The organism is Microbacterium aquilitoris (genome assembly GCF_031932285.1).
GTDB lineage: Bacteria > Actinomycetota > Actinomycetes > Actinomycetales > Microbacteriaceae > Microbacterium > Microbacterium aquilitoris.
Genome location: NZ_JAUZVT010000002.1, coordinates 730,762 through 753,325, shown reverse-complemented (window position 1 = coordinate 753,325; position 22,564 = coordinate 730,762). Strand labels below are relative to the sequence as shown.

Genomic DNA, 22,564 nt, shown 5'->3' with positions numbered 1-22,564 from the left:
GGTGGTCAGCCGACCCCGAGGCGCAGCATGACGATGCCGGGGAAGACCGCGAACAGGACGCTCATGGGGAGGAGGAGGAAGACGATCGGGAAGAGCATCGCGATCTCCTTCTTCCCTGCCTGCTCGATGAGCGATCGTTTGGCGTCCTCGCGCGCGTCGCCGGCCTGTGCCTGCAGCACACCCGCCAAGGGGGCGCCGCGGTCGATCGCCGCGACGAGGTGCTCGATCGCACGGGAGAGCGTGGGAACGTCGAGGCGCCGCCCGAGATCGAGGAGCGCGTCGGACAGGTTCGAGCCGGTGCCGCTGTCGAGGACCGCGCGGCGGATCTCGACCGTGAGCTCGCCGGTGCCGATCTCCCCCACCCGCCTGAGTGCGTCGCGCAGACCCTCGCCCGCCGCGAGGCAGAGGGACAGGAACTCGAGAAGTGTCGGGAGCTCCTCCTCGACGCGCGCACGCCTGCGGCGGGCCGCGGACGTGAGCCGCAAATCGAGCACCGCGGCGGCCGAGAGCGCCAGGACGGGCGGCAGGAGCGCGGACCCGGGAGTGAGCCGGCCGGCGAGGGCGAGGACGACCAGCACGACCCCGCCGAAGAGACCACCGAGGAGGACCCAGGTGAGCTGGCGGGCGCGGAATGCCGCGGCATCCTGCGTCCACCCGGCCTGACGGAGACGGTGCTCGAGTCGCGCGGCGCCGCCGAAAGAGGAGATGACACGGTCCCGGCGGGTGCGCCAGTCGCCGCGGGCGGATGCCAAAGGGGTGAGGCCCCGCGGATCGGCGATGTCGCGCAGATACGGTGCGATCCGACGTGAGAGCGTCGGCGCCGACAGACGCGGGATCCGGGTTGAGACCAGGACGAGGCCGGCTGCGAAAGCGCCCCCGAGCACGATGGCGAGCGCGAGTTCGGTCAGCCCGCTCATGCGAACCACCGCCGCGGCTCCGGGAGGCGGCCGATGCCGACCATGAGGCGGAAGGCGACGACGGACACCGCCGCTCCCAGGAGGATGACCGCGACGCCTTCCGGACTGCTGTATGCGGCGGCGCCCTCGGGGCGCAGCGCGAGCAGACCGAGGATCACCCATGGCGCGACGACACCGAGAACCGCAGCGCCGCGGATCCAGGACTGCCGGGCTTCGATCTCGGCCCGGAGCGCGGCCTCGGCGCGCACGGACGCCGAGAGGGCGCGGAGGACGCTCGTGAGCTCCGTGCCTCCGACCTGGCGCGCCATCCGCAGGGCTTCGATGATGCGGTCGGCGACGGGGTCGGCGAGCCGCGCCTTCAGGCGGAGAGCGCTCGAATCGAAGTGACCGGAGGCCGACACGTCCGAGGAGAACGCGCTGAACGCGGGACGCAGCGACGGCGGACCGACCTCCCCCAGCGCCGACACCGCGTCGGGCAGGGACATGCCCGAGCGGACGGAGGCGACGAGGAGGTCGCACACATCCGGCCACATCTGACGGCGGCTCTTCTGCAGTCGCCGCGCGCGCCCGCGGAGCCATCCCGCAGGCGCGAAGAATCCGGCCACCGCGGCGACGGCGGCGAAGGCGGGGAGGGCGGTGACCAACCAGATGACCGCCCCCGCGACGGCGGCGGCGGCCAGACTGATCGAGGCGAGGTGACCCGTCGTCGCGTGGCCGAATCCCGCGGCTTGCAGGAGCCGGGCGACGGTGCCATCGCGCTGCGGCGCCTCTGCACGGCGCGCACGCGGAGGCCAGAGCCAGGGTGCGAGCGTGAGCAGGATGCCGGCGGCCAGGGTGAGCCCCAGGATGGTCGTCACACGCCTTCACCCCCGAACACGCGACGCGTCTCGACGGCGCCGTCGACGACCCGCCCGGTGGGCGCGATGATCTCGACGACGGCTCGCCGACCGGCGGCATCCCGTCGGCAATGCACGACCAGGCCGACGGACGCGGCGATGGCCGGCAGGAGGAAGTCGCGGTCGATGTTGCGACCGGCCAGGAGCGGCAGCGATGCCAGCTTGCGCAGCGCGTCGCCCGCGGAGTTCGCGTGGATCGTCGCCGCGCCGGGCACGCCGGTGTTCAGGGCGAGCAGCAGATCGAGCGCCTCGGCATCGCGGACCTCTCCCACGACCAGGCGGTCGGGCCGCATACGGAGAGCCTCCTTGACCAAGCGGCGGAGCGACACTTCACCGGTTCCCTCGAGGCTCGGCTGACGACCTTGGAGGGCGACGAGGTCGGGAGCCTGGGCGTTGAGCTCGAACGTCTCCTCGACCGTGACGATGCGGTCATCGGCAGGAGCGGACGCGATGAGCGCGCCGAGTAGGGTCGTCTTCCCTGCGTGCGTGGCTCCGGAGACGATGACGCTCGTGCCGTCGCGCATCGCGGCTCGCAGCACCGAGGCCGCCTCGGGGCGGACCGACCCGGCTGCGACCAGATCGTCCAGGGTGCGGAAGCGGGTGAGGAACTTCCGGATGTTGACGGCCCAGTGCCGACGGGTGATATCGGGGATAACGACGTGCAGACGCGAGCCGTCGGGCAGCGACGCATCGACGAAGGGCTGGCTGAGGTCGACACGGCGGCCGGTCGCGTGCAGCATCCGTTCGACGAGATCACGCACCGCCGTGTCGCTGAGCACGATCGGAGCCCGCTCACTCCGCCCTTCTCGCGCGATGAAGACCTTGTCGGGGGCGTTGATCCAGATCTCCTCGATATCGGGGTCGTCCAACAGCGCCTGGAGGGGGCCGTACCCGGCGACGGTCGAGAGGATGTCGCGGACGGACGCCGCTTCGTCCTCGATGACGTCGACTCCCCGCGCGAGGGCGAAGTCGTTGTGACGGCGCACCTCGGCCCGGGCGATCCGGGCCGCGCGGTCGGGGTCTCGGGAAGGATCGACGTCCTCGCTGCGCAAGCGTTCCCGCACCCGCTCCGCGACCGCGGCGAGACCGCGGGTCGGCGCAAGGGGGGACGCGATGCTCATGGCCTGGGATCATCGCAATCCCCCGCACCTCGGCGTGGGAGTTATCCACACCGCCGGGAGGCCTCAGAGATCGAGGAGAGCGAGCGCGACGCTCACCAGACTGTCCTTCGTGAGGCGGCCGTCCTGCCCCCAGCGCGAGTCGCTGATGACGATGTCGACGCCGGGCACCAGGACAGAGCCCGTTCCCCCGCCGACGGCGGCGGAATCGGCGTCCATCCAGAGCCCCACGCCGCCGACCTTCTCGAGACGCGGGTCGTCGAAGTACATGTCCATGCCGAGGCCGGCAGCCTCATCCGCATCGGGCACCTCGTCCATGCCCTCCGAGATGTCCACGGTGAAGGATTGGATGTCGGAGAGCTCGCTGACCGCGTCCGCAGGGGTCACCCAGGCGCAACCGATGGCGTCCGGTTGGACGTAGGAGTTCTCCTGGTCGAGCGGGATGCCGTCGATGTAGTCGCCGACGACGGCGGCGACCTGATCGCAGCTCGAGATGCCGGGAAGATCCCGGACGGCCGCCGTCCCGCCGTCGCCCGCAGCGGCGGGTGCGGTCGGCCTTGCGGATCCCTCGCCGGAGACGGCGGGGGCGGCGGGCGCGCATCCGGCGAGGAAGCCGGCGAGGGCGAGGAGCGGGATCACGGGGATGAGAGATCGAGGCGCAGCCACGCGACAGAGGTTACCGATTCGGGGGTTATCCCTCCCAGGTCCCTCCCACCCGGCGCCCTAGACTGAAGCCACCAGCGGGAGTGGTGAAATCGGCAGACACGCAGGATTTAGGTTCCTGTGCCTTCGGGCGTGGGGGTTCAAGTCCCCCCTTCCGCACGAGGCACCGTCGTGTCTCACACCTTGCGCCCATTCCGCCGGCCGGCCAGCCGTCGCGACCTGAAGGACCTCCGTGCACCCCTTCGCACTGATCCCCTGGCTGGATCCCGAGACCATCATCAACGCCGCAGGTCCGTGGGCGCTCGTCGTGGTCTGCTTCATCATCTTTGCCGAGACCGGCCTGCTCGTCGGGTTCCTCCTCCCGGGCGACACCCTCCTGATCATGGCGGGGCTCCTGTCCAACCCGGTGACGCACGCCCCCAACGGCGTCTTCGGCATCAACGTGTGGATCGTGGGCCTGCTCATCGGCCTCTCGGCCTTCCTCGGCGGCGAAGTGGGGTACCTCATCGGGCGCAAGGGCGGCCCCGCGGTCTTCGAACGCAAGGAATCCGGACTCTTCAGCCGGAGCAACGTCGATCGCACGAACGCCTTCTTCGAGCGCTACGGCGGCGTCACCGTCATCCTCGCTCGCTTCGTGCCGATCGTCCGCACCTTCGCGCCGGTCGCTGCAGGCGTCGGCAAGATGGCGTGGCACAAGTACTCGCTCTACAACCTGATCGGTGCGGTCATCTGGGGCTTCGGCCTCACCGTCATCGGTTACCTCGTCAGCCTCATCCCCGGCGTCGGCGAGTTCGTCGCCTCGTACATCGACGTGATCCTCCTCGCGGCCGTCGCCGGGACCCTCGTCTTCATCGTTTGGCACTACTTCGCCGAGAAGCGCAAGGTCAAGCGAGAGATGGCGGCCGGCTCGGACGGCGTCATCGACCCGAAGGAAGCACGCGACCTCGTCCTCGAGCCCGAGGCGTTCGACGAGAAGCAGGACGGCTCCCGCGGGGACGCTCCCCGGCTCTGATCAGGACGCCTTCTTCTTCGCGGGCTTCTTCTTCGCCGGCGCCGACCCCGTGTCGGCGCCGGCGTCCTTTTTCGCGGGGTCCGACCCCGACCGCGCGGCACGGCTCTTCTCGACGCTGGCCCGGAGGGCCGCCATCAGGTCGATGACCTCGCCGCCCTCGGCATCCGTCTTCTCCCCGAAGGTCTCGGTGGTGTCGAACGCCTCACCCTTGTCGAGCTTCGCCTCGATGAGGGTGCGCAGTTCCTTCTGATAGTCGTCGGTGAACTCGGTCGGATCGAAGTCGCTCGAGAAGCTGTCGACGAGGGATGCCGAGAGCTCAAGCTCCTTGCTCGAGATCTTCACCGGCTCGTCGAGCACGGGGAAGGATGCCTCGCGCACCTCGTCCGCCCACAGGAGCGTCTGCAGCACGAGGACGTCGCCGCGCACGCGGAGTGCCGCGAGTCGCGTCTTCTGCCGCAGCGCGAACCGCACGATCGCCGTGCGATCGGTCTGCTCGAGCGTCTGACGCAGCAGGACGTACGCCTTCGGACTCTTCGAGTCGGGTTCGAGGTAGTAGGCCTTGTCGAGGGTGAGCAGATCGATCTGCTCGGTGGGGACGAACTCGACGACCTCGATCTCGCGACTGCGCTCGCTGGGCAGCGCCGCGAAGTCATCGGAGGTGAGGACGACGGTGCGCTCGCCGTCGTCGTAGGCCTTGTCGATGTCGGAGTACGGCACGACCTCGCCGTCTATCTCGCAGATGCGCTGATACCGGATGCGGCCGCCGTCGGCCGCGTGAACCTGGTGGAGGGACACGTCGTGGTCCTCCGTCGCCGAGTACACCTTGACGGGCACATTGACGAGTCCGAAGGTCAGCGCGCCTTTCCAGATCGATCTCATGCCCCCAGTAGACACCCGCGCTGCGGTGGCGTCATAGGGCTTGCGCACTAATCTGGCCCCATGCCAGCCGCACCGCAGGAGGTCGTCGTCGACGGCCGCAGGCTGCGGTTGACCAACCTCGAGAAGGTGATGTACCCCGAGACGGGGACCACCAAAGGCGAGGTCATCGACTATCTGACGCGGATCGCTCCGGCGATGCTGCCGCACCTCGATGGTCGACCGGTCACCCGCATCCGCTGGCCAGACGGCACCGGCGAAGGCTCGTTCTTCGCGAAGCACCTCGAGGCGGGCGCGCCGTCGTGGGTCGCCCGGAGGCCCATCGAGCATTCGACCGGGGCGAAGGACTATCCGCTCGTCGACGGGGTCCCGACCCTTGTCTACCTCGCACAGGTCGCGTCGATCGAGCTGCACGTGCCGCAGTGGCGCTTCGACGCGGACGGGGCGAGACGGAACCCCGACCGTCTCGTGCTCGACCTCGATCCTGGCCCCGGCATCGGCCTCGCCGAGTGCGCCGAGGTCGCGCGGTGGGCGCGCGCGATCCTCACCGATCTGGGGATGGAGCCGCTTCCCGTGACGAGCGGCAGCAAGGGCATCCACCTCTACTCCCCGCTCGATGGCAGCCGGACCAGCGACGAGATCAGCGCCTTCGCGAAGGAGCTCGCCCGGGCGCTCGAGGCCGACCATCCCGACCTCGTCGTGAGTCAGATGTCGAAGGCGGCCCGGCCCGGCAAGGTGTTCCTCGACTGGAGCCAGAACAACGGCAAGAAGACGACCATCGCGCCCTACTCGCTCCGTGGACGCGAGCGGCCCACGGTCGCTGCTCCCCGCACGTGGGCAGAACTCGACGACCCCGACCTGCGGCAGCTGCTCGTCGACGAGGTGCTCGATCGGGTCGCCGAGGGCGGCGACCTCCTCGCCGCACTCGCACCGACGGATGCCGGTCCTCTGCGCTCCTACATCGCGAAGCGGACGGCCGCGAAGACGCCGGAGCCGGTCCCCCACTCGCCCGCGGGCTCCGCCGTCCCCGCGGGCTCCCGGTTCGTGATCCAGGAGCACCACGCTCGGCGGCTGCACTACGACCTGCGACTCGAGCACGACGGCGTTCTCGTCAGCTGGGCGGTGCCGCGCGGCATCCCGGAGTCGCCCTCGACCAACCACCTCGCCGTCATGACCGAGCCGCATCCGATGGAATACCTCGAGTTCTCCGGCGACATTCCCGCCGGGGAATACGGTGCGGGCTCGATGTCAATCTGGGACTCGGGCACGTTCGAGCTCGAGAAATGGCGCGCCGACGAGGTGATCTTCACTGCCACCGGGCGCGGCGACGGGCCGCTCGGAACCGCGAGGCTCGCCCTCATCCGCACGAGCGGCGACGGTGAGAAGTCGCAATGGCTGCTGCACCGCATGAAGGCGAACGCCCCGGGGCCTGCCGCCACCACGCCGTCATCCGCACCCGCACCGATGCTCGCGACGTCGTCGAACGCGGCGCTCGCCCGGCATGCGGCCACCCGCTGGGGTCCGTGGGTCGAATTCAAGTGGGACGGCGTCCGCGCCCTCGGGATCTGGGACGGCCAACGACTGAAGCTCCGCGCGCGCAGCGGCGCCGACATCACCGCGCGGTATCCCGAACTGACCGGCGGCGACCCCGGGTTCGGCGCCGCCCCCTGCGTCGTCGACGGCGAGATCGTCGCGCTCGACGATCGGAACCGGCCGAGCTTCTCGCTGCTCCAGCACCGCATGCACCTCACGAAGGCCGGCGAGATCGACCGCGAGTCGGCCCGGATCCCCGTGCAGTTCCTGCTGTTCGACGTCCTCGAGGTCGACGGGACGGATGCCGCTCCACTCCCTCTGTCGCAACGACGAGAGCTGCTGGAGGGCGTCGCCGAGGGCACGATCGATCCCATCGTCGTACCTCCCGTCGCGAGCGACGTGGACGATGCCCTCGCGACGGCGCAGCAGCTCGGACTCGAGGGCGTCGTCGTGAAGGACCCCGCGTCCACCTACCGCCGGGGGGTGCGCAGCGAGCAGTGGCTCAAGGTCAAACTGACCCTGATGCAGGAGGTCGTGATCGGAGGCATCCGACCGGGCAAAGGCGGCCGCACCGGCGAGATCGGTTCGCTGCTCATGGGAATCCCCACCGACGGCGGGCTGCGCTACATCGGTCGCGTCGGGTCCGGTTTCAGCGAAGCGACGCTCGCACGTCTGGATGCCGAGCTCTCACCCCTCCGCACCGCCGAGAACCCTTTCGTCGATATCGGTCGTGCCGAGGCATCCGATGCGCTGTGGGTCAGGCCTGAGCTCGTCGGCGAGGTGGAGTACGCCGAGGCGACGCCGAGTGGGACCCTCCGTCATGCCCGTTGGCGAGGGCTCCGCCCAGACAAGGCTCCGACGGACGTCCGCGCTGAGGGCTGACGACCACCGTCGCCGGTTCTCGACTCAGGCGTGGGCTTCGTGCTCGACATGCCCCGCCGGTTCGAGCTGGAACGTCGAGTGCTCCACGTCGAAGTGGCGTGCGAGGCAGGACTGCAGCTGGGACAGAAGCGCACCGGCGCGATCATCCGCGAAGTAGTCCGTCGCGACGACGACGTGCGCCGTGAAGACCGGCGCGCCGCGCGTGAGCTGCCAGACGTGGACGTCGTGCACGTCCACGACCCCCTCGGTGCCGAGGATGTGGTCGCGGATGTCGGTGACCTTCGTCCCCGCCGGTGCACGCTCCCCCAGCACGGCGAACACCTCTTTCAACAGGGTGATGGCGCGCGGCACGATGAGGGCGGCGATGACCAGCGAGGCCACGGCGTCAGCCGGCATCCATCCCGTCACCCAGATGACGCCGGCCGCGATGATCACGACCACCGACCCGAGCAGGTCGCCGAGGACCTCGAGGTAGGCGCCGCGCACGTTGATGCTCGTGCGCTGCGCGACGCTCAGGACGTAGAGCGAGACGCCGTTGGCGATGAGGCCGATGACGGCGACGACGAGCATCGGCAGGCCCTGCACTTCGGCGTCCGCGGGTCGCATCAGTCGACCGACGGCTTCGACCGCGATCCACGCTCCGAGGGCGATGAGGATCACGGCGTTCAGCAGCGCGCCGAATACCTCGGCGCGCTGATAGCCGTAGGTCTGCCGCTCGTCCGCGGGGCGCGCCGCGACCGACGCGGCGATGAGCGCGATCACGAGTCCCGAGCTGTCGGTGAGCATGTGACCGGCGTCGGCGAGGAGGGCCAGCGACCCGGTCAGGATCGCACCGACGAGCTGGACGACGAGCACCGTCGCGGTGATCCCCAGGGAGACCGCGAGCAGACGCCGCGGGTGTCCTCCCCGGATGCCGGTGGGTGCGTGATCGTGCATACCTACGAGGTTAGGACGGCACGCCGGGGCGGGCGGCCTCATCCCGCAACTCGGGAATGAGTCCGATTCTCAGCCTCAGCGGAAGAGCCCGCGCGGCGTCACAGTGCCGTCAGCAGGGGGCCGAGCGCGTCGAACGCCCGCGCTCGGTGTGACGACGCGTTCTTCTCCGCCGGCGTGAGCTCCGCCGCGGAACGGCCCGCGGCGTCGTCCGGCAGGAACACGGGGTCGTAGCCGAAGCCGTTCTCTCCGGTCGGTGCGGTCGCGAGACGACCGGGCCAGACTCCGGTCACGACGTGCTCCTCGCCACCGGGGACGACGAGCGCGATCGTCGAGACGAACTGCGCCGTCCGGTGCGGATCGGCGATGTCGGCGAGCTGATCGAGCAGGAGCTCGTAGTTCGCGACGCCGTCCTTCTTGTGCCCCGCCCAGTACGCGGAGAACACCCCGGGGGACCCGCCCAGCACATCGACGGCGATCCCGGAGTCGTCCGCCATCGCCGGGAGGCCGGTGTGGGCGGCCGCGGCGCGCGCCTTGATCAGGGCGTTCTGCGCGAACGTCACACCGTCCTCGACGGGCTCTGGGCCGTCGTATCCGACGACCTCGAGATCGGGACGGGTCGACGCGACGATCGCTCCGAACTCCTCGACCTTGTGCGCGTTGTGCGTGGCGAGGACGATGCGGCGCGTCGTCACGCGAGCTCCTGCGCCAGCGCGGCGAGCTGCGCCTCGCGGAGGTCGCCGCAGCCGTTCACGCCGAGCTCGAGGAGGGCGTCGAGCTCGCGCTTGTCGAAGGGCGCACCCTCGGCGGTGCCCTGGACCTCGACGAACAGGCCTCGACCGGTCACGACGACGTTCATGTCGGTCTCGGCGCGGACGTCCTCGACGTAGGCGAGGTCGAGCATCGGCTCGCCGTCGATGATGCCCACCGACACTGCTGCGACGGAGTCGTGCAGGGCCTTGGCGTTCTTGCCGACGAAGCCCTTCGCGCGACCCCACTCGATCGCGTCTGCCAGGGCCACATACGCGCCCGTGATCGCGGCGGTGCGGGTGCCGCCATCGGCCTGCAGGACGTCGCAGTCGATGACGATGGTGTTTTCGCCGAGGGCCTTCGTGTCGACGACGGCCCGGAGCGCACGGCCGATGAGGCGCGAGATCTCGTGAGTGCGACCGCCGACCTTGCCCTTGATCGACTCGCGGTCGTTGCGGGAGTTGGTCGCGCGCGGGAGCATCGCGTACTCGGCGGTGACCCACCCCTTGCCCTTGCCGGTCAGCCAGCGCGGGACGCCGTTGGTGAAGGATGCCGTACACAGCACCTTCGTGCCGCCGAAGGAGATCAGCGCAGACCCTTCGGCGTGCGCACTCCAGCCGCGCTCGATCGTGATGGGGCGGAGCTGGTCGACGGCACGGCCGTCGGCGCGGGTGGTCTCGGTCATGGGGTCCCCTTCGGTAGGTCGATGGCACCGGTCTGGACGAGACGCACGGCGCTGACGCCGCGTCCCATCAGCCGGTCGGCGAGTCGGAGGAAGTCGTCGGCGGAATCGCCGGTCGCCTCGTAGACGTGGGTCGCGGTCGCGTCGTGCCCGGCGAGCAGGTCGCGCGAGACGAGCTGGCGGTAGACGTCCTTGGCGGTCTCGGTGTCGCTCGAGACGAGCGACACATCGGGACCCATGACGTAACTGATCGCGCCCTCGAGGAACGGGTAGTGCGTGCATCCGAGCACGACGGTGTCGACGCCGGCATGGCGAAGGGGCGCGAGGTACTCCTCCGCGACCCGGAGGACATCCGGGGAGTCGGTCACCCCCGCCTCCACGAAGTCGACGAAACGCGGGCACGCCTGAGCGAACACGCTGAGGCGCTCGTTGACGCCGAGCATGTCCTGGTAGACACCGGATCCGATCGTCCCCGCCGTCCCGATCACGCCGATGCGGCCGTTGCGCGTGGTGGAGATCGCGGTTCGGACCGCGGGACCGATGACCTCGACGACGGGCACGTCGTACCGTTCGCGGGCATCGCGAAGGAGGGCAGCGGATGCGGTGTTGCAGGCGATGACCAGCATCTTCACGCCCTGGTCGACGAGGGTGTCGAGCACCTCGAGACCGTACCGGCGGACGTCCGCGATGGGCTTCGGCCCGTAGGGCGAATGCGCCGTGTCGCCGATGTAGAGGATGGATTCCCGCGGCAGGAGCTGCGAGACGGCACGGGCGACCGTGAGCCCGCCCACTCCGGAGTCGAAGATCCCGATCGGTGCGTCCGTCACGATCGACCAGCCTAGTCTCGGTCAGGCCCTCGTCCGCGCCTGGATAGAGTGACCGCATGGGCATGTCCACAGCATTGCTGACCGACCGCTACGAGCTCACGATGCTGGATGCCGCCCTGCGCGACGGCACCGCGAGCCGGCGCTGCGTCTTCGAACTGTTCGGGAGACGCCTGCCCGGCGGCCGTCGTTTCGGCGTCGTCGCCGGCACGGGCCGGCTGCTGTCGGAGATCGCCGACTTCCGTTTCGACGATGCCGAGCTCGCCTACCTCCGCGACAACGACATCGTGAGCCCGGCCACGGTCCGCTACCTCGAGGGGTACCGGTTCGGCGGAACCATCAGCGGCTATCGCGAAGGTGAGCTGTACTTCCCCGGCTCCCCCATCCTCACGGTCGAGGGCACGTTCGCCGAAGCCGTAATCCTCGAGACCCTGGCCCTCAGCATCCTCAACCACGACTCGGCCGTCGCCACGGCCGCGGCCCGCATGAGCATCGCCGCCGGTGACCGCCCCCTCGCAGAGATGGGCTCGCGCCGCGCCGCCGAGCGCTCCGCCGTCGCGGCGGCCCGCGCCGCCTACATCGCGGGGTTCTCCGCCACGAGCAACCTCGAGGCCGGCCGCTCCTGGGGCATCCCCACCATGGGAACTGCCGCCCACGCGTGGACCCTGCTGCACGACAGCGAGGAGGACGCATTCCGCAGCCAGATCGACGCGCTCGGAACCGACACCACCCTCCTCGTGGACACGTACGACATCCGCCAGGGCGTGGAGACCGCGATCCGCGTCGCCGGCACCGGGCTCGGCGGCGTCCGACTGGACTCCGGCGACCTTCCTACCGTCGCCGCCTCGGTCCGCCGGCAGCTCGACGAACTCGGGGCGACCGAGACCAAGATCACCGTGACGAGCGATCTCGACGAGTTCGCGATCGCGGCACTGGCGGCATCCCCCGTCGACGCCTACGGCGTCGGTACCTCCGTCGTCACCGGGTCGGGTACGCCGACGGCCGGCATGGTCTACAAGTTGGTCGCCCGCCAGGGTGTCGACGGCGGCTGGGTCCCGGTCGCGAAGGCCTCCACGTCGAAGGCGTCCATCGGAGGCCGGAAGGCCGCGTTCCGGCGACGGGCGGACGGTGTCGCGACGGCCGAGGTCGTCGCCGTCGCCGACGGGTTCGACGAGGTGGACCCACCTTCCGCGCACCCCGACGCCCGGCCGCTGCAGACCGTGCTCGTCGATCACGGTGACGCGGATGCCGCCCACCTGGGCGCCGACGGTGTCACCGCTGCTCGGGCCCACCACCTGCGCGTGCGGGAAGAACTCCCGGTCATGGCGCTGGCGCTCAGTCGCGCCGATCCTGCCCTGCCGACCGTTTACGAGGTCAGCGAGGCGTAGATCTCCTTGCACGTCGGGCAGACCGGGAACTTCTCCGGGTCGCGACCCGGCGTCCACTTCTTGCCGCAAAGTGCGCGCACGGGCTTGCCCGTGATGGCCGACTCTAGGATCTTGTCCTTCTTGACGTAGTGCGAGAACCGCTCATGGTCGCCGGGCTCGATCGCCTCCTCGCGGATGAGCTCCTCGAGCTCACGGTCGAGTGTGGCGAGGCCGCCCTGATCCGGGCTGTCGATCGGCGTGCTCATTCCCCCGAGTGTACTGCGACGCGGCGCCGCGTGGTCGGGTCAGAGCGTCTCGGCGAATTCCATGGTGCGGCTGGTGCGACGCTCGAAGAGGGCCCCGCCGATGGCCACGCCGACGACGAGGACCGCCGCCCCGACGCCGACACCGCTCCAGAAGGACGTCCACGCCTCATCCTCGTCGCCGGCGAGGGACAGCCACCCCCACCAGAGCGCCGGCGCGGAGAGCAGGATCGCACCGAGCAGGACGAGCGCCTGCGTCGTCGAGCCGCCCGTGCGCTGAGGCTGCTCGAACGGTCCCTCCCCCGGTCGTGAGACCGCGTACGGGGCGGCCACCGAGGAGATGGAGCTCAGACCCAAGCCTGTGGCGAACAGGCTCACGCACACTCCGACGAGCGCCGGCAGCACGGCCCATCGCCCGTGGATCCAGATCGACGCGGTGATCGCCAACGCCAGGAGCGGGACACCCACCAGGACGATGGGGACGAGGCGTCCGAGACGGTCGGCGACGCCGCGGACTCCGGCCGAGATGTGCAGCCACACGCCCGTCGAGTCGTAGGCGAGGTCGTTGTGCACGAGCCAGCCCAGGAACAAGGCGAGGATCGGGGGTGGGATCAGCGCGACGGTCTGCAGAGGGACGCCCACCACCAGGAGGGGTGTCACGATGAGGACCGAGGCGACCGGGACGACGATGACATTCGCGAGGTAGCGAGGATCGGAGAACCAGTAGACGATGCTGCGGGCGGCGATGGCTCCGCCCGGCGTGCCGGGCATGACGGCGAACCAGCCGAGTCCGCGACGTTCCCCGACCGGCACGACGCGCTCGGTCGAGGTCATGAGAGTCCGGACGAGCAGCTGCCACAGCGCCGCAAGGGCGAGGAGTGTGCCGACCGCGACGAGCATCGATGCGACGAGTTCGCCTCCGCTGCGGACCGCGATGGCGGATGCCGCACCGAACGGGGTGACGGCGAGCACCTGCGCCGCCTCCGTCAGTTGGGACGGCAGTCCGCCGGACCACTCCAGTGAGAACGCGAAGGCGGCGACCGGGATCGCGACGACACCAGCCGCCGTCACCATCAGGCCGGTGAGCTGCGGTGACCGCCGGTCGCGGAGGGCCACGGCCGACACCGCCATCGCGCACCGGGCCGCGAGCACGGAGGTTCCGACGAGCAGGAGCGCTGCCAGAACGGCGAGACCGGCCGGCGAGCCGTGGCCGGTCCACGCCGCGATCATCGCCGCCGCGACCGCGACGACGACCAGACCCGGGATGCCGAGCGGCGATGCGAGCGCGACCGACCAGGCCACCCGTCCCGGCTCTTCCCCCGTGACCACGAACCGACGCGGATCGAGCGGGTCCTCGACGCCGCTGAACAGTGGAATCAAGAAGAAGCCCGCGACCAGGAGGGAGCTTCCCACCACCGTGAGCGTCGCCGCCTCGCCGTCGGGAACACGGTCGAGTCGGATGAGGGCCACGCAGACGGCCGCCACCGCGAGGGCGAGGACAGCGAAGCCCGCGAGCCGTCGCAGCAGGACCAGGGGCCGCGCGTTGAGCGCGCCGACCAGCAGCGCGAGCCTCAGTCGGAGTACGTGTGCAACCACTCCAGCCCCTCCACGTCGCTGAGGCCGCCGGAGAGCTGCATGAAGCGCTCCGCGAGGGTGTGATCCCCGCGCACCTCGTCGACGGTGCCCTGCGCCAGCACCTGACCCGAGACGATGACCGCCACCCCGTCGCAGACGCGCTCGACGAGCTCCATGCCGTGACTCGAGAGGACGACCGTGCCGCCTCGGGCGACATAGGCGGAGAGGATGTCGAGGATGACCTCGCTCGAGACCGGATCGACCGCTTCGAAGGGCTCGTCGAGCACCAGCAGACGGGGGGCGTGGATCATCGCCCCCGCGAGCATGATCTTCTTCGTCATGCCGGCGGAGTAGTCGGAGACGGGACGGGCGAGGGCGGCCGTGAGGTCGAACGCCCGGCCGAGGTCTTCGGTGCGTTCGGCGACGACGGCTCCGCGAAGACCGCGGAGGACCCCGTAGTAGTGGAGGAGCTGTCGCCCCGTGAGCCGCTCGAAGGTGCGGAGTCGATCGGGCAGGACCCCCATGAGCGCCTTGGCGCCCCGGGGGTCGCGTCGCAGATCGATCCCGCCGACCTCGATGGTCCCCCCATCGGGACGCAGGAGGCCCGCGATCATCGAAAGGGTCGTCGTCTTACCCGCACCGTTGGGCCCCACGATCCCGTAGAAGCTCCCCGCGGCGATCTCGAGGTCCACCGCATCCACCGCGCGCGTGCGGCCGAACGACTTCGAGACATCCGTCATCCGCAGGGCGGGCGTCGGCCGCGTCGTCTCTTCGGAGGCCTCGGTCTCGACCTCCGCATTCATCTGCGGCATAACGGCGGTCGCGGGCGCTTCCGGAGCGAGCTCCTCCGCCTCCTCGACCTCGAACGCGACGGTGGGAGCGTCCGCGTCCGTCGGGCCGGGACCTTCCTGGGGGTCGACCGTCACGTCCGACGGCTCTTCGACCTCTGCGGCATCCGCAGGCACAGAGACAACAGCGACATTCGAAACCTCGATGACCTCGGTCTCCTCCGGGACTTCGATCACCTCCGGATGCGTTTCCGCGGGCGACTCGGGCTCAGGCTCGATGACGGGCTCGGGCTCGCCCTCCGGCTCGGGTTCGGGCATCGGCTCGGGCTCGGCTTCCCTCACCGGCTCGGGCTCCGCCTCGGCGACCGGCTCTGTCTCGGGGATCGGGTCCGGGTCGCCGGCAGCGACATCCGTTCCCTCATCGAGGTCCTGCGGCTCCTGGTCGGCGACGATCGGCTCTTCGAAGCGTGCCGCCGCAACGGATGCCGGGATCTCGGGCTTCGGGGGAACCTCGGGAGCGTCGGCATCCACAGGCGTCCCCGGCAGCTCGGCGGCGGGAACCTCGGGCGGCGGCGGGACGGCGGTGCCGGCGCCGGACACGGGCGCCTTTTTGCGGGGCGGTCGTGTCTTGGGAGGCGTCACGGGATAAACCTATCAAGCCGGCGTGCGCCGCTCCTGAGGGAGTGTCACGTTGTGTGAGTTATCACGAATGCGCAACGTCGGACCTGGATACGGGCCCTTTTCAGGCACCCCGGATAGCATTGACCCGGCACGAAGATGTGTCTTTCCGATGAACGGACATTGACCACATCGTCAGGAGCACCACGTGACCAAGATCGTCATTCTCGCAGCCGGCATGGGCTCGCGGCTCGGCCGCAGCCTGCCCAAGCCGCTGACGACCCTGAACGACGGCCGCAGCATCATGGGGCAGCAGCACGACAACATCCACGCTGCATTCGGACCTGCCGCCCCCATCACGACGGTCGTCGGCTACCGCGCCGAGACCATCGTCGAGGCGTTCCCGGACGTCGACTACGTCTACAACGACCGCTACGACCAGACGAACACGTCGAAGAGCCTTCTTCGCGCGCTCAAGGCCACGGGCAAGTCGGGCGTGCTGTGGATGAACGGCGACGTCGTTTTCGACCCCCGCGTACTCGGGCGCGCGCTCGCCCTGGTCGAGGCCGAGCAGTCCTTCGTGACCGTCAACACCTCGAAGGTGAGCGACGAAGAGGTCAAGTACACCGTCGACGCGGAAGGCAACATCGCCGAACTGTCGAAGACGGTCGTCGGCGGCCTCGGCGAAGCCGTCGGGATCAACTACATCTCCCGTGCCGACAAGCCCGCGCTCATCGCGCAGCTCGGCAACGTCGACAACCAGGACTACTTCGAGCGTGGACTCGAGCTCGCCGTGGCCGAGAACGGCCTGAAGCTGCGCCCTCTCGACATCTCCGATCTCTACGCCGTCGAGGTGGACTTCGCCGAAGACCTCGAGCGGGCCAACTTCTACGTCTGACGCGCCGCGCGAGCGGCCGAGGGCCGCGAGCACACACATGACCGACGTTCCCCGCATCCACTCGCTCCCCGATGACGCCGCCTGGGTGGGGGGTCTCCCGCCGGTCGGCTCGCCGGAGCACCCCTGGCTCATCCGCGTCCTCGATCGGGTGCTCGCTGTCCAGCAACCGGCGGTCGGAGCGCACCTCCACGCGATCCGGTCACGTCATCCGGAGGCGACGCCCGCCGACGTCATCCGGATACTGGAACGGCGCTACCTGGCAGCCGTGACCACCGGTGGGGCCGCTGTCGGAGCGACTGCCGTCGTCCCCGGCATCGGCACGGCGGTCACCCTGGCGCTCAGCGGAGCCGAGACCGTCGGATTCCTCGAGACGACCGCGCTGTTCGCGCAGTCCCTGGCGGAGGTGCACGGCTTCCGCGTCACCGATCCCGACCGCGCCCGCGCTCTCGTGCTCACGCTCATGGCGGGCAAGGAGGGCGTCGATCTCGTCAGCCAGTTCGCCGGCCAGGTGCGGGGCGTCGGCCCAGGACGCGACGCCTACTGGGGCAAGCTGGTGACCACCTCGCTGCCGAAGGCCATGGTCGGCCCCCTCATCGATCGGCTCAAAGCCTCCTTCATCCGACGGTTCGCCGCGCAGGGCGGTGCGTCGCTCATCGGACGGGCGCTCCCGTTCGGCGTCGGGGCGGTCGTGGGGGGCAGCGGCAACCACATCCTCGGCCGCCGCGTCGTCGTGGGCGCCCGAAGCGCCTTCGGCCCGCCGCCCCTCGCCTTCCCGAGCGAACTCGCCCCCCGTCCTCGCGACGCCGTGCGCCCGCCGTCGGTCCGACGCGGTCTCCGCGGCCGACGTCGGCGTGGAGACGGCGGCGCCGGGGCCCCGGACAACGAGTAGCGTGGCCGCGTGCTCCCCCTTCTCGTCACGTTGTTGATCCTGAACGCCGCCTTCAACGTGATCGTCTGGCCGACGTTCTACCGCCGTGTCTCCCGCGATCCGCGGGCACGTGACGCGAACGGTCGTCCCACGAGGTTCCTCACCGTCCATGCGATCCTCATCGGAGCGGCGCTGCTGCTCGCGGCGGCATCCCTCGTCGCCGCCATCGTCGCGGCGACCGGCACGGGGAACTGACGACGTCCGGTCCTGCACACGGCCCCGCCCCGGCGCAAGTGGTGTGGGGCTCTGTTCGACAGTGACTACCGTTGTCGAGTGGTCACGACTCCCCCGAAGCAGCCGACAGGCCGAATCCAGAGCCTCGACGGGCTGCGCGGGGTCGCCGCGCTGGTCGTCCTCCTGCACCACTGGCTGCTGATCGCGGAACCCCTCCTCGAGGGAACCGTCAGCTGGGCGGTCATCTCCGAGTCCCCGGTGAAGCTCCTCACCGCCGGCAATGAGGCGGTCCTCGTCTTCTTCGTGCTGTCGGGTCTCGTCGTCGTCCTCCCGGTGTTCCGAGAGAACTTCTCCTGGATGGGCTTCCTCTCGGCTCGCGTCGTCCGCCTCTACGGGCCGGTGATCGCCTCGCTGGCGCTGAGTGCCCTCCTCATCTTCCTCGTCCCCCGCGATCGCTCCGCGATGCCAGCCGGATCATGGATGGCCGAGACGCACGCCGAGTCGGTATCGGTCGGTTCCTTCCTCGCGCAGGCATCGCTCGTGCCGCGCCAGTACCCGCTCAACAATCCCCTGTGGTCGTTGCACTGGGAACTGCTGTACTCGATCGTCCTGCCCCTGGCGACGGCGCTCGCCCTCCTCGTGCGGCGTCACGCGCTCGCAGCGGTGATCGTCTGCTGCGGCCTGAGCGTCGCTGGTCGCATCTTCGAGCAGAGCGAGCTGCTCTACTTCCCGGTTTTCATCGTCGGCACGATCATGGCGGCGCGGATGCCGGATCTGCTGGCGTGGGTGGAGCGTCCGCGGCCCCGATGGTTCATGCCCCTGTTCACGCTGGTGAGCGTCGCGATGCTCATCGCGAGCTGGCTGGCCCGGCCGATCGTGCCCAGCGGGACAGACCTCAGCACCGTGCTCTGGGCCTTCGCGGCTCCGGGTGCCGCGGGCATCGTCCTGGTGGCGCTCGCCTGGGGCCCGGCCATCCGACTGTTCGAGACGCGACCCATCCAATGGCTCGGGAAGATCTCGTTCAGTCTCTACCTCGTGCACGTGCCGGTGCTCGCGACCCTCGCATTCGCCTTCGGTTCGGAGGCCTGGCTGCTCGTCGGAGTGCTCGGGATCCCGATCAGCCTCCTAGTCGCCTGGGGGTTCTACGAGGGAGTCGAAGCTAGAATGCATACGTTGGCGCGACGCGTCCACCGAGCTGTCGCGGCGCGAGCGCGTCGCCGGGCGGGTGAAGTCGCGCCCTGATCTGCCGTCGACGAGAGCACAGCACACCTACATGCGTTCGCCCCTTCCGCCTGCCGTCACCCGCGCCGTCCGCTGGGCCCTCACCCGCGCGAAGCGCATCCCGACGTCCGAGCAGATCGCGTGGGCTCGCTCGCTCCCGATCCGTCGCCGCACCGTCGTCTACGAGTCGTTCGCCGGCAACGGCGCCCTCTGCAACCCCGAGGCGATCTTCCGCGCGCTCCTGGCGGACCCGGAGTTCGCCGACCTGACGCACATCTGGGCGATCAGTGACACGGATGCCGCAGCCGCCGTGCGTGCCGAGTTCGCCGGTTCGTCGAACGTCGTGGTCGTCCGCCGCGGCAGCGGCGCCTATTGGCGGGCCCTCTCGACCGCGGGCTACCTCGTCAACAACGCCACGTTCCCGCCGGCGTTCAGCAAGCGCACGGGTCAGGTCTACCTGAACACCTGGCACGGCACACCGTTGAAGCTGATGGGGTTCGACATGCCCGGCGGCGCGCGCGAGTCGGCGAACACGCTTCGCAACCTGCTGAACGCCGACTACCTGCTCGCTGCCAACCCCTTCATGGCCGAGACCATGTACGAAGACGCCTACCAGCTGCGGAACGTCTATCGCGGATCGATCATCGAGGAGGGCTACCCGCGCATCGATCGGCAGTGGATGTCGGACGCCGAACGCGCGCAGCGCGTCGCCGAACTGGGCTGCGCGCTCGGGACGGACCTGACCGGGAAGCGGATCGTCCTGTTCGCGCCCACCTGGCGCGGATCGTCTTTCCAGGCGCCGGACGCCGACCTCGCGCACCTCGCCGAGCAGGTCGCCGGCATGCAGCGAGAGCTGGGCGACGACACGACCGTCCTCCTCAAGACGCACCAGGTGGTGCACCGCGCGGCGACGCGGATCCCCGCTCTGAAGCGTCTCCTCGTCCCCAACACCACGGCGACGAATGTCCTGCTCGGACTCGCGGACGCCCTCGTCACGGACTATTCGTCGATCTTCTTCGACTACCTCGCCACGGGCCGTCCCGTGGGCTTCCTCGTCCCGGACGGCGACGACTACTCGGCCGTCCGCGGCACCTACATGCCGCTCGACGAGCTGCCAGGCCCCGTCCGCACCGACCCCGTCGAGCTCGGCCGCGACCTCGCCGGACTGATGGCGGACGACGCGACGCCGCACCCCCGCTACGCGGAGTGGGCCGAGCGCTTCGTCCCCTTCGACGACGGTCGGGCGACCTCACGGGTGATCGACATCGTCTTCCGCGGACTGACGGACGGTCGCCGCGTGCGGCCGGTCCGCCGCGACGACCGACCGCGGTTGCTGTTCTACCTCGGCGGGATGCGGCTGAACGGCATCACGACCGCCGCGGTCAACCTCCTCAACTCGCTCGACACCCGGCGGTACGACGTCACCGCTCTCATGGCCTACCCGCGCGGCGCGACGACGCAGCACAACCAGTCACGGCTCGACTCCGGCATCCGACAGGTCTTCCGGGTCGGCGGCATGAACGGGCTCAAGGTGCGCCAGGTCCTGCGCCGCGTGGCGGACGTCAGCACCGATCCGCTCCGGGCGCACCGGCGACTCGGCCACAAGTCCCTGTGGCACGACGAGTGGACGAGGATCTTCGGGTCCGCGAAGTTCGACTGGGTCGCCGACTTCAGCGGCTACAGCCCGTTCTGGGCACACCTGCTGCTCCACTCGCCGCGGGCGACCCGTGCGATCTGGCTGCACAACGAGATGGCCGCCGACCGGGATCGGACGGTTCACGGCAAGCAGGCCTTCCGCCGCTCGCTCGGACGCGTCTTCGCGATGTACCGGGCCTACGACCAGCTCGTCTCGGTCTCCCCCGCCCTCACCGACCTCAACCGCGCCGAACTCGCGGAGTTCGCCTCCGCCGACCGGTTCGTCACGCTCCGGAATCTGCCCGACGTGGTCTCGACGGCACCAACCGCGGACAGCGGCCCGGAGAGCGAGGATGCCGGACTGGGCGATGCCGTCGACACCGCGCTCGCCGTGCCCGGCATCCGCCGATTCGTCACCGTCGGGCGCCTGTCAACCGAGAAGAACCACGCGCGGCTGATCCGGGCGTTCGCGCGCCTGGCGGACACCGCCCCCGACACGCAGCTGTTCATCGTGGGCGGCGGACCGCTCCGGAACGCCCTGGAGCAGCAGGTGCGCGACGCGGGCCTCACCGGACGGGTGTTCCTGACCGGGCCGTTGCGCGACCCGGTCTCGGTCATGGAGCGCTGCGACTGCTTCGTCCTCTCGAGCGATTACGAGGGGCAGCCCATGGTGCTGATCGAGGCGGCTCAGCTGGCTCTGCCGATCGTGTCGACGGCCTTCGGCTCGGCCCGGGGCGCGCTCCCGGGCGACGACATGCACATCGTCGACCGAGACGACGACGCCCTCGCCGACGGGATGCGGGCGTTCCTCGAGGACCGTGTGACCCCCGCATCCCTCGACGTCGACGCCTATACCGCGGAGGTCCTCGCGCAGTTCGACGCGCTCGTCCCGCGGACGGCGCCGACCCAGCCTGCCCGACGATCGCCCGGAGCACGGTGACTCTCGACGCGCCGGTGCCCGCTCCCGGTGCGGGGGTCACGTTCGTGATGCCCGTGCTCAATGAGCGGGACTACCTGGAGCGGGCCGTGGAGACGGTCCTCCAGCAGGACGTCGACGGCCCGGCCGAGCTCGTCCTCGCCCTCGGACCCTCCACCGACGGCACGACTGAGCTCGCCCATCGCCTGGCCGACGCCGACCCGCGGATCCGCCTGGTCGACAACCCCCGCGCCGACATCCCGGTGGCCTTGAACCTGGCGATCCGCAGCGCCCGGCATCCGACGATCGTCCGCGTCGATGCGCACTCCGAACTCGCGCCGGGATACACCCGCCAGGCTCTCGCGACCCTCGATCGGGTCCGCGCCGCGAACGTCGGAGGCGTCATGCGGGCGGACGGCCGGACGCCCTTCCAACGCGCCGTCGCCATCGCCTACAACTCCCCCATCGGGCTCGGCGGAGGGGCGTACCACGGCGGCGCGCCCGAAGGACCCGCCGAGTCGGCCTACCTCGGGGTGATGCGCCGCGCGGTCCTGGAGGAGGTCGGACTCTTCGACGAAACCATCCGACGCGGCGAGGACTGGGAGCTCAATCTCCGGATCCGCCACGCGGGATACCGCGTGTGGTTCGATCCGCGGCTGTCCGTCACGTACTGGCCGCGCGAGAGTTGGGCTCGCTTGGCGCGTCAATTCGTCGCCACGGGGACGTGGCGCGGAGAGCTCGTCCGACGCCTCGGACGGCAGAACTCGCTCCGCTTCTTCGCTCCGCCGGCTCTCGTCGTCGCCGTCGCCGCGAGCATCGTCCTCGGGATCCTGCAGGTGACGGGCCTCATCACCGGCGTCGCGTCCGCGATCCTGTCCGTCGTCCACCTGCCGCTCGCGCTCTACGTCCTCGGCATCCTCGGCTTCAGCGCGACGGCCGGCCGCAGCGTGCGGGAGCGCGCGTGGCTCGCCGTCGTGCTTCCGACGATGCACCTGTCCTGGGGCGGCGGGTTCCTCAGCGGCCTGCTCCGCGGGGCGAAGGACACCGTCGACACCTCCCGGTTGGACCGCAACACGCCGCTCCCGTGACGAGCGG

Annotated in this window: 21 protein-coding genes and 1 tRNA gene; 10 read left to right on the top strand and 12 right to left on the bottom strand. The window is 70.1% G+C overall.

What is annotated here, in order from left to right; translation table 11 throughout:
• Window positions 1-5 precede the first annotated feature (5 nt).
• The 4 genes from Q9S78_RS10375 to Q9S78_RS10360 form a co-directional block, all read right to left on the bottom strand.
• Window positions 6-917, bottom strand: coding sequence for a type II secretion system F family protein (locus Q9S78_RS10375; RefSeq protein WP_116228984.1), 912 nt, complete (start codon window positions 915-917; stop codon window positions 6-8).
• Window positions 914-1,774: a type II secretion system F family protein gene (locus tag Q9S78_RS10370; protein ID WP_116228983.1), complete on the bottom strand. Its 861-nt coding sequence runs from the start codon at window positions 1,772-1,774 to the stop codon at window positions 914-916. Before Q9S78_RS10370 ends, Q9S78_RS10375 begins: the two co-directional genes overlap by 4 nt.
• Window positions 1,771-2,934 (bottom strand): ATPase, T2SS/T4P/T4SS family, encoded by a 1,164-nt coding sequence (locus Q9S78_RS10365; protein WP_116228982.1) that lies wholly within the window; start codon window positions 2,932-2,934, stop codon window positions 1,771-1,773. Before Q9S78_RS10365 ends, Q9S78_RS10370 begins: the two co-directional genes overlap by 4 nt.
• A gap of 63 nt (window positions 2,935-2,997) precedes the next feature.
• Window positions 2,998-3,597, bottom strand: coding sequence for a hypothetical protein (locus Q9S78_RS10360; RefSeq protein WP_311870170.1), 600 nt, complete (start codon window positions 3,595-3,597; stop codon window positions 2,998-3,000).
• A 74-nt stretch (window positions 3,598-3,671) separates the two neighbouring features.
• On the opposite strand from Q9S78_RS10360, the gene Q9S78_RS10355 reads away from it, so the two are divergent.
• Window positions 3,672-3,753, top strand: a tRNA-Leu gene (locus Q9S78_RS10355).
• A 73-nt stretch (window positions 3,754-3,826) separates the two neighbouring features.
• Window positions 3,827-4,606: a DedA family protein gene (locus Q9S78_RS10350; protein WP_018188216.1), complete on the top strand. Its 780-nt coding sequence runs from the start codon at window positions 3,827-3,829 to the stop codon at window positions 4,604-4,606.
• Here Q9S78_RS10350 and ku read toward each other — a convergent pair whose 3' ends face one another.
• Window positions 4,607-5,485, bottom strand: a complete 879-nt coding sequence (gene ku, locus Q9S78_RS10345) for a non-homologous end joining protein Ku (protein ID WP_116228980.1) — start codon at window positions 5,483-5,485, stop codon at window positions 4,607-4,609.
• A 60-nt stretch (window positions 5,486-5,545) separates the two neighbouring features.
• On the opposite strand from ku, the gene Q9S78_RS10340 reads away from it, so the two are divergent.
• Entirely contained in the window at window positions 5,546-7,897 is a 2,352-nt protein-coding gene (locus Q9S78_RS10340; protein ID WP_311870169.1) for an ATP-dependent DNA ligase, read from the top strand.
• Between the two features lie 24 nt (window positions 7,898-7,921).
• Here Q9S78_RS10340 and Q9S78_RS10335 read toward each other — a convergent pair whose 3' ends face one another.
• The 4 genes from Q9S78_RS10335 to murI form a co-directional block, all read right to left on the bottom strand.
• Window positions 7,922-8,833: a cation diffusion facilitator family transporter gene (locus Q9S78_RS10335; protein WP_311870168.1), complete on the bottom strand. Its 912-nt coding sequence runs from the start codon at window positions 8,831-8,833 to the stop codon at window positions 7,922-7,924.
• A gap of 98 nt (window positions 8,834-8,931) precedes the next feature.
• Entirely contained in the window at window positions 8,932-9,525 is a 594-nt protein-coding gene (gene rdgB, locus Q9S78_RS10330; protein ID WP_018188220.1) for an RdgB/HAM1 family non-canonical purine NTP pyrophosphatase, read from the bottom strand.
• Window positions 9,522-10,265: a ribonuclease PH gene (gene rph, locus Q9S78_RS10325; RefSeq protein WP_018188221.1), complete on the bottom strand. Its 744-nt coding sequence runs from the start codon at window positions 10,263-10,265 to the stop codon at window positions 9,522-9,524. Before rph ends, rdgB begins: the two co-directional genes overlap by 4 nt.
• The gene (murI, locus tag Q9S78_RS10320; RefSeq protein WP_020097139.1) at window positions 10,262-11,089 is read right to left on the bottom strand and encodes a glutamate racemase; all 828 of its coding nucleotides are present in this window, start codon (window positions 11,087-11,089) and stop codon (window positions 10,262-10,264) included. The genes rph and murI overlap by 4 nt, the downstream gene beginning before the upstream one ends.
• Before the next feature lie 56 nt (window positions 11,090-11,145).
• Here murI and Q9S78_RS10315 point away from each other — a divergent pair, with 56 nt between their 5' ends.
• Window positions 11,146-12,474, top strand: coding sequence for a nicotinate phosphoribosyltransferase (locus tag Q9S78_RS10315; RefSeq protein WP_311870167.1), 1,329 nt, complete (start codon window positions 11,146-11,148; stop codon window positions 12,472-12,474).
• On the opposite strand, the gene Q9S78_RS10310 is transcribed toward Q9S78_RS10315, so the two are convergent.
• The 3 genes from Q9S78_RS10310 to Q9S78_RS10300 are packed head-to-tail and all read right to left on the bottom strand — an operon-like array spanning window position 12,453 to window position 15,721.
• Window positions 12,453-12,719, bottom strand: coding sequence for a DUF3039 domain-containing protein (locus Q9S78_RS10310; RefSeq protein WP_018188224.1), 267 nt, complete (start codon window positions 12,717-12,719; stop codon window positions 12,453-12,455). The genes Q9S78_RS10315 and Q9S78_RS10310 overlap by 22 nt on opposite strands.
• A 39-nt stretch (window positions 12,720-12,758) precedes the next feature.
• Window positions 12,759-14,312, bottom strand: coding sequence for a hypothetical protein (locus Q9S78_RS10305; protein ID WP_311870166.1), 1,554 nt, complete (start codon window positions 14,310-14,312; stop codon window positions 12,759-12,761).
• Window positions 14,288-15,721 (bottom strand): ABC transporter ATP-binding protein, encoded by a 1,434-nt coding sequence (locus tag Q9S78_RS10300; protein WP_311870165.1) that lies wholly within the window; start codon window positions 15,719-15,721, stop codon window positions 14,288-14,290. Before Q9S78_RS10300 ends, Q9S78_RS10305 begins: the two co-directional genes overlap by 25 nt.
• A gap of 184 nt (window positions 15,722-15,905) precedes the next feature.
• Between Q9S78_RS10300 and Q9S78_RS10295 the strand changes: the two genes are divergently transcribed.
• From Q9S78_RS10295 to Q9S78_RS10270, 6 genes are all read left to right on the top strand, one after another.
• Window positions 15,906-16,595: a phosphocholine cytidylyltransferase family protein gene (locus Q9S78_RS10295; protein WP_018188227.1), complete on the top strand. Its 690-nt coding sequence runs from the start codon at window positions 15,906-15,908 to the stop codon at window positions 16,593-16,595.
• Between the two features lie 37 nt (window positions 16,596-16,632).
• The gene (locus Q9S78_RS10290) at window positions 16,633-17,484 is read left to right on the top strand and encodes a hypothetical protein (RefSeq protein ID WP_311870164.1); all 852 of its coding nucleotides are present in this window, start codon (window positions 16,633-16,635) and stop codon (window positions 17,482-17,484) included.
• A 9-nt stretch (window positions 17,485-17,493) separates the two neighbouring features.
• Window positions 17,494-17,718 (top strand): SCO4848 family membrane protein, encoded by a 225-nt coding sequence (locus Q9S78_RS10285; RefSeq protein WP_018188229.1) that lies wholly within the window; start codon window positions 17,494-17,496, stop codon window positions 17,716-17,718.
• 78 nt (window positions 17,719-17,796) lie between these two features.
• Window positions 17,797-18,939 carry an acyltransferase family protein gene (locus tag Q9S78_RS10280; RefSeq protein ID WP_018188230.1) on the top strand — a complete coding sequence of 381 codons (1,143 nt, stop codon included), beginning with the start codon at window positions 17,797-17,799 and terminating at the stop codon, window positions 18,937-18,939.
• Window positions 18,940-18,970: 31 nt separating this feature from the next.
• Window positions 18,971-21,493: a CDP-glycerol glycerophosphotransferase family protein gene (locus Q9S78_RS10275; protein WP_311870163.1), complete on the top strand. Its 2,523-nt coding sequence runs from the start codon at window positions 18,971-18,973 to the stop codon at window positions 21,491-21,493.
• The gene (locus Q9S78_RS10270) at window positions 21,490-22,557 is read left to right on the top strand and encodes a glycosyltransferase family 2 protein (RefSeq protein WP_311870162.1); all 1,068 of its coding nucleotides are present in this window, start codon (window positions 21,490-21,492) and stop codon (window positions 22,555-22,557) included. The genes Q9S78_RS10275 and Q9S78_RS10270 overlap by 4 nt, the downstream gene beginning before the upstream one ends.
• Window positions 22,558-22,564: the final 7 nt, after the last annotated feature.